The sequence below is a fragment of the Salmonella bongori NCTC 12419 genome (assembly GCF_000252995.1).
Taxonomy (GTDB): Bacteria; Pseudomonadota; Gammaproteobacteria; order Enterobacterales; family Enterobacteriaceae; genus Salmonella; species Salmonella bongori.
Window position 1 is genome coordinate 2,388,965 of record NC_015761.1, and the last position, 12,683, is coordinate 2,401,647.

At 46.7% G+C, this 12,683-nt stretch carries 9 protein-coding genes and 2 pseudogenes; 4 read left to right on the top strand and 7 right to left on the bottom strand.

What is annotated here, in order from left to right; all coding sequences use genetic code 11:
• Positions 1–29 precede the first annotated feature (29 nt).
• The 4 genes and pseudogenes from SBG_RS11275 to SBG_RS23180 all read right to left on the bottom strand — a co-directional run.
• Positions 30–572: a fimbrial protein gene (locus SBG_RS11275; RefSeq protein WP_001233234.1), complete on the bottom strand. Its 543-nt coding sequence runs from the start codon at positions 570–572 to the stop codon at positions 30–32.
• A gap of 1,023 nt (positions 573–1,595) precedes the next feature.
• A complete protein-coding gene (locus SBG_RS11290) occupies positions 1,596–2,507 on the bottom strand; it encodes a helix-turn-helix domain-containing protein (RefSeq protein WP_001256593.1) in 912 nt (303 codons plus the stop codon).
• A 905-nt stretch (positions 2,508–3,412) separates the two neighbouring features.
• A complete protein-coding gene (pgtE, locus tag SBG_RS11295) occupies positions 3,413–4,351 on the bottom strand; it encodes an omptin family outer membrane protease PgtE (protein WP_000745062.1) in 939 nt (312 codons plus the stop codon).
• Between the two features lie 298 nt (positions 4,352–4,649).
• Positions 4,650–4,947, bottom strand: a pseudogene (locus tag SBG_RS23180) (two-component system response regulator PgtA); the annotation flags it as partial.
• 50 nt (positions 4,948–4,997) lie between these two features.
• Between SBG_RS23180 and SBG_RS23185 the strand changes: the two are divergent.
• Positions 4,998–5,144, top strand: a pseudogene (locus SBG_RS23185) (MFS transporter); the annotation flags it as partial.
• Positions 5,145–5,169: 25 nt separating this feature from the next.
• Here SBG_RS23185 and SBG_RS11305 read toward each other — a convergent pair.
• On the bottom strand, positions 5,170–5,412 hold the full coding sequence (locus SBG_RS11305) for a YfdY family protein (protein WP_000639888.1): 243 nt from the start codon (positions 5,410–5,412) through the stop codon (positions 5,170–5,172).
• A 434-nt stretch (positions 5,413–5,846) separates the two neighbouring features.
• On the opposite strand from SBG_RS11305, the gene lpxP reads away from it, so the two are divergent.
• Both lpxP and ypdK read left to right on the top strand, forming a co-directional pair.
• Positions 5,847–6,767: a kdo(2)-lipid IV(A) palmitoleoyltransferase gene (gene lpxP, locus SBG_RS11315; RefSeq protein ID WP_000484422.1), complete on the top strand. Its 921-nt coding sequence runs from the start codon at positions 5,847–5,849 to the stop codon at positions 6,765–6,767.
• A gap of 530 nt (positions 6,768–7,297) precedes the next feature.
• Positions 7,298–7,369, top strand: a complete 72-nt coding sequence (gene ypdK / locus SBG_RS21855) for a membrane protein YpdK (RefSeq protein ID WP_010723117.1) — start codon at positions 7,298–7,300, stop codon at positions 7,367–7,369.
• A 49-nt stretch (positions 7,370–7,418) separates the two neighbouring features.
• Here the strand turns inward: ypdK and alaC are convergent, their stop codons facing one another.
• Positions 7,419–8,657 carry an alanine transaminase gene (gene alaC / locus SBG_RS11320; RefSeq protein ID WP_000763113.1) on the bottom strand — a complete coding sequence of 413 codons (1,239 nt, stop codon included), beginning with the start codon at positions 8,655–8,657 and terminating at the stop codon, positions 7,419–7,421.
• A 565-nt stretch (positions 8,658–9,222) separates the two neighbouring features.
• On the opposite strand from alaC, the gene SBG_RS11325 reads away from it, so the two are divergent.
• On the top strand, positions 9,223–10,077 hold the full coding sequence (locus tag SBG_RS11325) for an AraC family transcriptional regulator (protein ID WP_000795147.1): 855 nt from the start codon (positions 9,223–9,225) through the stop codon (positions 10,075–10,077).
• Between the two features lie 102 nt (positions 10,078–10,179).
• On the opposite strand, the gene ptsP is transcribed toward SBG_RS11325, so the two are convergent.
• Complete coding sequence (ptsP, locus tag SBG_RS11330) at positions 10,180–12,675, bottom strand: phosphoenolpyruvate--protein phosphotransferase (protein WP_000955499.1); 2,496 nt, start codon at positions 12,673–12,675, stop codon at positions 10,180–10,182.
• Between the last annotated feature and the right edge of the window lie 8 nt (positions 12,676–12,683).

Below are 12,683 nucleotides of genomic sequence, written 5' to 3' on the forward strand. Positions count from 1 at the left end.
CAGCCCGGAGGCGCATGAGGATAATACGATTACTTATAGGCTACGGTATAGGATGCTGAAGTCGCAAAACTACCGGCGCTAACCTTACCACTCTTAACTGTTTTAACCAGCTGAGCTTCGTACTCAAAAGAGGTCAATGGCGAAGCTGGTGAACCAGTATTTGTATATGTAATAGTGCGGTGGGTGTCGGTCACCAGTTCGTCAGCGGTAGCAGCATTCTTAGCTTTCAACTGCAGCGATACGCCGGTTGCCGAACCACCACTATTTCCCAGTCCCGCCGCATCCATATTTGGTGCGCTCCAGCTTATATCCGCAGCCGTTTTAGCCAGACATCCGGCGGCAGTGGGGCCGGCTGGCGCCAGTGAAAATTGTACAGATTTAGCCGCTGATAAATCCGTACCCGGTGTACCCAAGTCGATTGTGCTTGCTACCCCACCGCCAACAACAGGACTAACCGTACAGGTGGCAGACGTGATAGTACCGGTAAAATTAATGGTGCCACTGTTTGCTGCTGCGACAGATGAAAATACTACCGCAGAAGCCAGTACACCCCAAATAAATACTTTTCTCATTTTAACTCCATTTTTTATATTACATCGCTGCCAGCAAATAAAATCTGGTGCCGTTAAGGAACACGACTATATTAACTTTTAAATGGAACTCAGCAATCCGCAAAACATATGATTGAGCCAAATATGAAATAAATATAATCTCTTAATAGTACGTTTTATTACAATAAAACGCTGTTACTTATAAATTAGCCAATAGTTCATCAAACACATCATCTTTTTTAAATAGGAGGTTGCCCCAAGAACCTTGGTATCCAGAGAGGTTGAGGTACAGCGATTAAGAAAAACTGCCAGTGCACGCCAACCGTTGTATTTGTTGTCAGCCAACAACTGCGGAAATAAAAACGATATGGTTAAGCAATGCAACCGGAAACTAATGGAAAGTCTGATGCGCGAAAAAAATGTACATCTGGCGAAGAAGGGAGAGGCAGGGAAAGAGTCCGACTCCCCCCTGCTTATTGCTCTCTCAGTCCTTACAAAAGGAAGGAAATTGTTGGTCTGGCCCCCAAATTTATCGGCTGGTCAATACATCGTAAACGTACAGCCCGATCAAGCCGCAGACTCATCCACCTGCGTCAATGAACTATAATGTGGCGATCATTTGGAGGAAGCTGCTTGCTGGACGTATGTCCGCCGCAAAATAAAAAGAGTGTATTTCCATCGTAGTGAGAAACAGTTTCAGTTTCATTTTCATTTTGCATTTCGTGAGCCACTTATTCTGCAAGCATTCCCTTTTAGTTACCCCAATGACGTTCAACTCGCCGACTGGCTTCATACTTCCTCATCAGGGCCAAGGCTGATTTATTATGCGGAAGACAGCTGGGCCTAAGCGGATAATAGCACCGAAGAAAATTTCCTGCGGATGGTCAGTCTGGAAATTGGCCGTTCTTCGATTCGGACATTATGGCCAACCTTATGCGCTCGTCGTCAATACGGTTCTCGCTGTACGCTTACGATGAAATCACTACAGATACATTTTCCGGGCGGAAATTACTGTCTAAATATTATATATATGTGACCATAACTTCAGTGATTAGTCAGTTTCATAAATGTATATGGTGTCATCTGAAAATATTTTCTGAATGTGGTGATAAAAAAAGAGGGGCGATTGTACCCGCACATCACGGCAACCTGGTTAATATTATGGTCTCCTGTACGCAATAATCTTGCAGCCCTGTGCATCCTGGCATTAAGATAGATTTCACTAAATGATGTTCCCTCTGCAGCGAGCTTACGCTTGAGCGTAGAGCGACTCATGTACAGGTTCATCGCAACATCATCAAGATTCCAGTGTCTGGAGGGGTCGCTGTTAATGATGTTAAATGTTTTCTCCCTTAAACTTGATTTTAACGTTCGGGACAGTATACCAATACCATCTTCATGAGTAGTAAAAGCAGAAAGCAGGAACATTAGCGTGAAATCCAGCGGAGAGCCTTCGGATTCTGAATGACAGCCAGTACAATCTCCACATTCACTGCGCTCTACTTTTCGAAGACAGTCAAACACATTGTCAAAGGCTTCATTCATTCCCGGGCTTAGTGGTGACGAAAGCATACGGGAACTAATGTCTTTTTTCATATTTAACATAGTTCCCGGTTTACTCTCAGAAAGAAACAATGAGTACATTTTACTCATTAGGTTATATGGAATATCAATTACCTTAAAATCCAGATGGTTATCAATCTCACTGCAACTTATACTTAAGGTTTGATTTTTCTCGATAAGAATAAGACATTCTCCGGAGCAATTCAGCACCTCATTCCAACTGGAAGCAATATTCAATGATCCTGCACTTAATTTGATAAGTGTAGTGTTAGTAACATAGATATGATTAAGTGAAACCCCGGTATCTGACTGACACAGAAGGACACTATTAATATTTTTTTGTTTACAATTTACCACGCCTGCACACTTCGTGTTATTAATAATGCTTCTCATAAAACAACCTTTTCTTTTGGTGCCGATTGACAGTATTACCTAAATTTTACTATTTTTAATCTTTTTTACGTAAAACAGTCCAATAGTGTTAAAATTCTAACCCATCCTAATATATTAGCGATCGATGATATTAATTACGGCGGTTATTAAATCACAAGGGGAGAATTAGAATATCATAGGCAAGAGTCAGATCACTACAACAATTGATAATAATAATCATACTTATATAGTTTCAGTAATGTCGTACTATCCTTATCACATCTGCATTTAATGTTAGAATATAACAATACAGGTAAAAAGCTCATGACACCGATTATTTTGCTGATTTATATAAATTTATTTATTCGCTTACGCTTCAATTATTGAAAAAGATTTCAGACCTAACATTTTATTTTACCGGAAGTTTTTACCGCTTTTTAAGCGAATGCTACTACTTTTATGTGTTGGTGAATTTTCAGTACTGAGAAAGTTCGTATCCCCCATATTAGCTTCGTCAATTACAGTCAGAGTGACAGGTCGTTGCTCCTGTGCCGAAGCATCGCTTCCCAGCCTCCTGCCGACCATTCTGGTCAGTGGTAAAAATGCACATAAGCAAGCGTCATTTCATACAGTGACATCCAACACCACCTCCTCTCACTTGCCCTGCGTTATAGTGTGAGGTATGGCGTGGCAGATAAAAAATAGTGGTATTAAATATGGTAAAAGTCTGATTAAAAATGATGACTGACGCGTTGCGCTGCCAGCTTTAAGTATGAATCACACGGCACCAAAACCTTTCCATTCCAGGTATGAAGTGATTAAATTTGAAGATTCTAATAGCCAGATGAAGTATCTTTTTCAGCGGATAATGATGAAGTAAGAAGAAGTCATCGTCCTTTTTCTGGCCGATGACTTCCTGTTGTATTCTAGAAGCGGTACTGAAGTCCCGCGGTAACCGTGTAGTTATTATTAGCGATACCTGCGGCATCACCACCAAAATACGCCGTATCACCGTTGGTTTTATCTATAATTTGCGTACCGCCCTTACCTTCTTCATATTTACTGTAAGCGAAATCGGCAAAGATTTTTGCATTACTGGTAATATAATACCCTGTATTGATAGAGGCACCATAATACCGTGAGTTTTCCGTTTTTTCACGAAAAGTAAGGTCGCGCATGTAGTGTTCGTCATTATCATGCGCCTGTACCCAATCACTGTATTTAAACAATATATTACACTCAAAATCATTAATACGATATTGCCCTGCCAGTCCAATATAGGGCATTTCAAAACGCTGACTATAGCCTATGCCGCGTTCGCCGCGAGGAAAGTTACCAATGTATTGACCATTATCATAACTATACGATCCACCTCTTGCCGTCCAGCTAAAACGGGTTTCCTGATAACCCACTGTGACACCCGCTTTATAGTTATCGCCCTGCCATAACCAGCCTTTTACGTTGAAATCGTATTCATTAGCATAATTGGCGCTGGTGTCCGGATGAATTGAACGATCGGTCCAGCCTGACTGCTCACTGCTCATCCAGTCGCGGTCAACCATATGACCCGACCCCGACGCCAGAGAAGTCCAACCGCGGGCATTCAGCGTCAAAAACGAATAGGGCTCCCATGAAACATCCCCCTGCAAAATGGCGATATTTTTTATTTTCCAGTCCAGTTGACTAATCTTCCGCCCGGTGTCGGTGTCATAAACCAGTTCCCTGGATTTGCCATTTAACACGCCCGCGGAAAGGGATGTCGTGACGCTATCAGGAGAGAAGTTCGGTATAAATAAGGTGGACGCCGCATAAGCCGATTCAGAAAATACGGCAATCATCATTACAGCAATAACCTGTTTTTTCATTTCTCTTGCCCTCATATTCAGATTTTATCTGGAGAGGTGATGACAATTTCATCCTGGCAAATTGACGGACAAGAGTACATTCATCCTAATGGGAAATATGTCTGATTTTTACCTTATATTTAAGTTGCGCAGCATAATTCTATGCTCAGGTTAATAATAAGGAGCCTATACTAAAGATAAAACAACTTGCCTGAACAATTCTTCAGCGTTATCAGACGAACGATATCACTGCCGATGGTCGCCAGTCAGATGTAAGGCACCAGAAGCCTCATAATTTTTAATGCTCTTTACTTAAACCCTATTTTTTCATGCGTAAGTAACGTTTTTTACGGCGGAATTGTAGATACTCCATCACTTCATTCATTCGTCCCGGATGAATATTTTATGCTTCGGTAATAAGTTGCCGCTCATATTCTTCAACGCGCTGCTTAATCTGGGTTGGCTCCTGAAGGAGCAACTGCGGGTTGACTATGTCCGCCAGCACAATGCACCAACAGCAAAAACTCCGCTGCATTGACCAGTTCGCGTATAGTGTTATGCCATGTGCACCGCATTATACCTTTCCGTACTTCCCCGCTCATTTCCGGTACTGGATGGAGTGCATAGCGTACCACCGGGCCTTTCGCGTTACGCCCCGGTGGTGGAAATTTTCTCGCCTATTGTCGATGCAGCTTTCGCCATACCGGGCAGCGAACACTGGCAAAGCGCCAGTTATATTGTTCTGGCCTGCGCCGCCGTCTTTTTTGCTTTAATTATTCTGGTATTGGGAAAGGAAGCGCCGACGCTGCCGGGCTTCCTGTTAACCAGCATGATGTGTACTAACGCTTGCCGTCCCCCACCATAAAGCGAATGATTAACCCACACGCTGGCGCAAGGAAGAGCAATAATCCACTAACGAATTCATCGCCATCCTGCAACCACACATTGAGTAAATAAATCAGTGCGGCAAGGATAACCATTCCCGTAAAAGATAAAACCGCAGAAAAAGCGCCCATCACCTGGCCGATATAGCCACTCACGGCAAGTATACTTATTGCAAGAAATGTCCATAAATAGATCATCTATAATACTCCTGTTGTAACAAGGCTTTCGTATTGCCTTACTGTCTTTCTCCTTTCACCTTTAAGATAAACCTTATTAATAAGTCATTTCTATAACATTTATCTCACATTTTGTTTTTCTTATCATTTTTCAATGACCTTCGTCTGAAATAAAATTAATACAGAAAAAACAATAAATTAAAAATAGATTTTGCGTTATTTTTATTGTCAGCGAAATATTTACGCTTCTTGATGAAGATTTTCTGGGCGCAAGTAAATATCTGATGGTACATTAAGCGGCCAGGCATTCATGCCCCTCGTGGTTTAGTACTGACTTAGCTTTACACTCTTTACGGGAACCATTGTCGTACATGATAACCTAACTATCAGAGTGTACCGCTGTGGATAATGACTCTTCTGCGATACATTGTTTTCGTATCTACAGAAGGTATTTTATGTTTCCTCAAAGCAAATTTTCATGCGCGTTTTTGCATCCGCGCTACTGGCTGACATGGTTTGGCGTCGGCGTCCTCTGGTTACTGGTGCAACTCCCCTATCCTGTTTTACGTTTTCTGGGCACCCGTACCGGTAAGTTGGCCCGCCCCTTCCTGAAACGGCGCGAATCGATCGCCCAGAAAAATATTGAGCTCTGTTTTCCAACGCTCTCCCGGGAAGAAAGAGAAACACTGATCGCCGAAAACTTCCATTCTCTTGGCATGGCATTGCTTGAAACAGGCATGGCCTGGTTCTGGCCAGATAACCGGGTCCGAAAATGGTTTGATGTAGACGGGCTGGATAACCTTACCCGCGCGCAGGCGCAAAATCGCGGCGTCATGGTGGTCGGCGTGCATTTTATGTCGCTGGAATTAGGAGGCCGGGTGATGGGTCTGTGTCAGCCGATGATGGCTACCTATCGTCCACATAACAATCCGCTCATGGAGTGGGTGCAAACGCGCGGCCGTATGCGTTCAAACAAAGCGATGATCGGCAGAAATAATCTGCGCGGCATCGTGGGAGCGCTGAAAAAAGGCGAAGCCGTTTGGTTTGCTCCCGATCAGGACTATGGCCCTAAAGGCAGCTCCTTTGCCCCCTTTTTCGCAGTTGAAAACGTCGCCACCACAAACGGTACCTATGTGCTATCCAGACTGTCTGGCGCCGCTATGTTGACCGTCACGATGGTGAGAAAAAGCGATAATACGGGCTATCGTTTATTTATTACGCCTGAAATGGAAGGTTACCCGGCCGATGAAAGCCAGGCCGCCGCTTACATGAATAAAATTATTGAGAAAGAGATCATGCGCGCGCCGGAGCAGTATCTCTGGATCCATCGCCGTTTCAAGACTCGCCCGCTGGGAGAAGCGTCGCTCTATATCTGAAAATAATGGCAAATTCGAGGATGCCTGATGGCGCAACGCGTATCAGGCCTGCATTCGTAAACGATACGGTAAGCCGGATAAGGTATTTATGCCGCCATCCGGCAAAATGAATCCAGGTTTGTCATCAACCTCAGGCTGAAAGGCCCTTTATTTTGCCCTGCTGTATTTTAGCGAGGTATTCATACCGTAACTCATTTATCTTCGCTTTCAGTACCCCCCTCCTGCTTAGTGTCTATTTTTAATACTTTATAGCGTCGCTCAATAACGATTCATCACTGTCAGAAATTAAACTGTCGCCGTTCCACGACACCTGTAAGTTACTAAAAGTAAATAAGAAAATGCCTCTTGTTTCACCTCATTTTTAGGCGTACATTAGCGCCGTCTGGAGCAATGAAGCACAGAATTCTGAGGTGATGCAGGCAATCGAAACACGAATAATTCTCAATTTCGTATTGTCCGGCATCAGCTCTCTATAATCAGGTAAGTGTAAGTTCATTTAGGCGTACGACAGGTACGCGGAGAGATGAAACGTGAAATATTTCTTTATGGGCATTTCATTTATGGTCATCGTTTGGGCCGGTACTTTCGCCCTGATGATTTAAACGTACAACGCAGAGAAAAACAGGAGCCCAGAGGCTCCTGTTTGCTTTTCTATTCCGCACGCGCTTCAGCGGGTCTGGAATGCGCCGGTAACAGGCCATCGGCACGAAACATCGCTTTAATTCCTCTGACGGCTTGCCGAATACGATCGCGATTCTCTATTAATGCAAAACGTACATGCGTGTCGCCATAGTCACCAAAGCCTATCCCTGGCGAAACGCATACCTTCGCCTCATTCAATAGCTTTTTAGCAAACTCAAGCGAGCCCATTGCCGCATATTGCGCAGGAATTTTCGCCCAGACATACATTGAGGCTTTCGGCATTTCAACCATCCAGCCCGCCTCATGCAGCCCTTTTACCAGCACATCACGGCGACGTTTATACTGTGCTGCGATATCGCGCACACATTGCTGATCGCCTTCCAGAGCAGCGATAGCCGCCACCTGAAGCGGGGTAAACGTACCATAATCGTGATAACTTTTGATTCGCGCCAGCGCGCTGACCAGGGTTTTATTTCCCACCATAAACCCGATACGCCAGCCTGCCATATTATAACTTTTCGACAGGGTGAAAAATTCGACCGCCACGTCACGCGCGCCGGGGACCTGCATAATCGATGGTGCTTTCCAGCCGTCGTATACGATGTCGGCATAAGCCAGATCGTGCACTACCAACACATCATAACGTTTAGCCAGAGCGACCACTTTTTCAAAAAATTCCAGCTCGACGCACTGGGCCGTTGGGTTAGACGGAAACCCAAGAATCATCATCTTCGGTTTCGGATAACTTTCGCGGATGGCACGCTCCAGCTCGTTGAAGAAATCAACGCCCTCCACTAAAGGAACCGAACGCACCTGCGCTCCGGCGATAACGGCGCCATAAATATGAATCGGGTAACTGGGATTCGGCACCAGTACTGTATCGCCATGATCCAGCGTCGCTAACATCAGATGCGCCAGCCCCTCTTTAGAGCCGATGGTCACAATCGCTTCGGTTTCCGGATCGATATCGACATCATAACGTTCCTGATACCAGTGAGAAATTGCGCGGCGTAAACGCGGTATCCCGCGAGACGTTGAATAACCATGCGTATCCGGACGCTGCGCGACGGTGCAAAGTTTTTCGACAATGTGAGGCGGGGTTGCGCCATCAGGATTACCCATACTGAAATCAATAATATCTTCACCGCGCCGACGCGCAGCCATTTTGAGTTCAGCGGTGATGTTAAAAACATAGGGTGGAAGGCGATCGATACGCGTAAAGCGACGTTCAGGGCGGAAGTCAGCCATATTATCCTCAGATTCACGTTAGCGCCCGGACCGTCCGAGCGACGCTGCCACGATGGTGGCTCCTTTAGAAAATAGCCTGAAAAATTTCTTTCTGTCGAGAGGGTAACAAAAATATTTTTGGTGACATAAAAGAGGAACAAGAGAAAAAAAACCTCATTTAGTCTGGTCAGATATAGCACGTGACGAAGCAATTCATTAACAAATCAACATCATAGATATTACCAAACGTCCTGTTACTCAGCGATAATTTCCTGTAAGTAAACCTTCTATTCACTCATCCCCTTTTGGTTTTGTGGTTTTTCCTCATTAGCCAATACCCACGTCAATATAAAGGGTATTCTTCAGGTACATTTTATTGAGAACGGCTCTCGGTTCAGACACTCTGACGTGATGAAACAGTAAATAAGGCAGTAAACCGGACACGGGCAGTAAAAAAAATCCCTATTTTTCTGCGTTGCCGTCACCGTTATGGTAGGGTTTAACACGCTGGCGTTTGACCTTTCGCCCGGCAAGAGTAAAGTGAGTTAATTCAGTCAGTTGATGTCGTTATGGCGCAGAAATGGCAATGAAAAACCCAGACTTACCGGCAGACCAACAATTTTTTGCCGATCTGTTCAGCGGTCTGGTATTTAATCCACAACGGTTAGGGCATGTGTGGTTTGCCAGTCAACCCTCCTCTCTACCCTCCGGTAGCTTATGCATCGACCTGCCCCGGTTGGATATCGTGCTGCGTGGAGAATATGGTAATCAACTGGAAAAAACGCAGCATCGGCTGGCAGAAGGCGAAATGTTGTTTATTCCCGCGCGTGCGGCCAACCTGCCGGTAAGCGAAAAGCCAGTGATGTTGCTCAGTCTGGTATTCGCGCCTTCCTGGCTGGGGTTATCATTTTACGAGAATCGTTCAGCGTCGCTTTTGCGTCCGGTACGCCGTATTGAATTACCACATTTACAACGTGGCGAAGGCGAGGCAATACTGACCGCGCTTACTCATCTAAGCCGGTCGCCTCAGGAGCAGAATATTATCCAACCGCTGGTGCTCAGCCTGCTGCATATGTGCCGGAACGTGGTGAATACACGCCCTGATACCTGCCGTCCACGCACCGAATTTCTCTATCATAGTATCTGTAATTGGGTACAAGATAATTACGCCCAGCCGTTAAGCAGAGAAAGCGTGGCGCAGTTTTTTAATATCACCGCCAACCATCTGTCTAAACTTTTTACACAGCATGGCACAATGAGCTTTGTAGAGTATGTACGCTGGGTACGAATGGCAAAGGCGCGCATTATGCTGCAAAAATACCACTTGCCGATTAACGAAGTGGCGCTGCGTTGCGGATATCAGGATAGCGATTATTTTTGCCGCCTTTTCCGGCGTCAGTTTGGCCTGACGCCGGGGGATTACAGCGCGCGGTTTCAGTAACAGGCCGCTCGCCGGATGGCGGCGTAAACGCCCTATCTGACCTACCATATTACCCAGGAACGTAAGCCTGATAGCACAGCACCATCAGGCTATTAATTCACGTCAGAACGTTAATTCCGCCTCCAGTAATGCCAGAATACTTTCGGCATCATCGGCGGCAAACAACGACTGACGGAAGCTTTTATTCACCAGCTTACGGGCGAGCTGCGAAAAAACCTTCACATGATTTATCCCTTCCTCCGCCCCGAGCGTCAGCATAATGACCAACTCCACGTCTCCCATCTCCGACTGCCAGTCTACAGGTTGTGTGAGGCGCGCAATGCTGATCGACGAGTGGCGGATCCATTGCGATTTCGTATGAGGAATAGCCACACCAAAACCGACAGCAGTAGTCACAATCTCCTCACGCTGCCAGACATCTTCTTCGAGTTCAAAGGGGTGTTCAGTACGCCCGTTAACGCCAAGGTTGCCGCACAGAAACTGGATAACCTGCTCTTTATTACTGAGCGACTCACCGACAACAATATTTTCCAGCGCCAACAGCGGACGCACCTCTTTTTCCGGCGCGAATTGATTCAGTAGCGCTTCTATCTCCTGGGCGCTGCGACACTCGCACGCCTGACGCGCCAGCGCCCGACATGCCTGGCTATTCAGATAGCGTAGCTGGCTTTTCACCGCCGGGATACGTGGACTGCTCATACTCAATTCATCCAGACCCAGCCCCAAAAGTAACGGCAAATAGCGACCTTCTCCCCCCAGTTCTCCGCAAATACCGACCCACTTCCCCCGTTCATGAGCAACATGGATAATCTGCTGCAGCATCCGTAAAAACGATGGTGTAATTGGATTATACAGCGGCGAGACCCGCGGATTATTACGATCAACCGCGTACAGATATTGCGTCATATCATTCGAACCGATGCTAAAAAAATCCACTTCATCACAGAAGTGGTCGATGATGTAACAAACCGACGGCACTTCAACCATAATCCCCAGTGGAATAGACTGCACATGGCGCAACCTTTCCTCTTTCAGCTCCTCAATCGCTTTTTTCAGTTCGCTTTTTACCCATAAAATCTGGTCAAGACTATGTACCATCGGAATCATCAACTGTGCATTGCCGGAAACAGCAGCCCGCAAAATAGCGCGAAGTTGAGTGCGAAAAAGTCCGGAAAATTCAGGGTAGATGCGCACCGCACGATAGCCAAGGAAAGGGTTTTCTTCCTGCGGGATATTGAGATAGCGGATATTTTTATCGCCGCCAATATCCATTGTACGGAAAATCACAGGTTTCTCGCCCGCCGCCAGCAATACCTGTTGGTAGGCTTCAAACTGCTCCTGCTCATCCGGCGCGCTGTCGCGATCCATAAACAACATTTCTGTACGAAACAGACCTATTCCTTCCGCACCGTTGGCAAAGGCGCCAGGCGCCTCCAAAGCAGTGCCAATATTCGCCGCGATATCGATACGCTGGTTATCCTGCGTACAGGCAAGCAGCGCCGCATCACGCGCCTGCCGTTGTTGCTGTTTATCCGCCAGTTTCTGCGCTACGGCGTAATAGCCGAGCACTGCTGCATTTGGGCTAATGGCCAGTACGCCGCACTGCGCATCCAGGACAGCAGGCCGGGTTGCATAGCGGCCAATGGACTCGGCAGACAGCCCGCTAAGCACCGGGATCGCGGAGGAGCGCGCCAGAATCAAGGTATGTGACGTCCGCCCGGTTTTTTCCAGGATCATGCCGGACAAGTACTGTAAATCAAGGCTTAAAAACTGGCTGGGCGTCAAGTCTTCCGCCACCAGAATAGTGGGACGTGTTAACACCAGCGCATTACGCGGCTGCCTTTCAGGCCAGGTAATATGCAGCAGTTGCTCGCTAATATCACGAATGTCGCTCACCCGCTCGCGCAGATAGTCACTTGCCGAGGCCGAAAGCTGGCTGCAAACCTGCTCCATATTGGCAATAATCGCCGCGCCCAGCGCCAGATGGCGTTCAACCATTAAGCGCCTGATATTCCCTACGAACTCATCGTCCTGAATCAGCGAAAGATGAGCGCTTAAAATGGTTTTACTCTCGCCGTCACGCTCGCGAAGCTGTTGATTAAGCTGTTCCGCCAGCGTCGCCAGACTATTTTCCAGCCGGGTAAGATCCTCCGCGCTTACAGGAATGGTGCGGTAGCCCTCCAGGTTATCGCTCTGCCACAGCGTCAGAATCCCTTCGCCAACGCCGCTTGCCAGTACTTCACCGTAAAGCAAATCCGGGTTCAGGCGAAGCAACGATCGGGGCAGCGGATGCGCCGCCAGTTCGGCGGGCCCAGGCTGTACGCTATCGCTGTCGATAAACTGGTGCGTAAGCCAGGCCTCCAGTGTTCGTTTAGCCTGTTCTTCGTCACGCCCACTGATGTGCAACGCACAACTGTCATTGAACAACGTACTCGTGCCGATAAGTGCCAACGAGCTTTTCGCGTCCGCCCGCGTGTTATGGCGATAATTAATAAAAGTAATATCGCTTTGCCACTGGCTACACTGCTCTTTCAACTCCCACGCGGGACGTGCATGAATACCATTAGGCAGCGGGCAGAGAAATTCAATCGTTAACATAACTACTC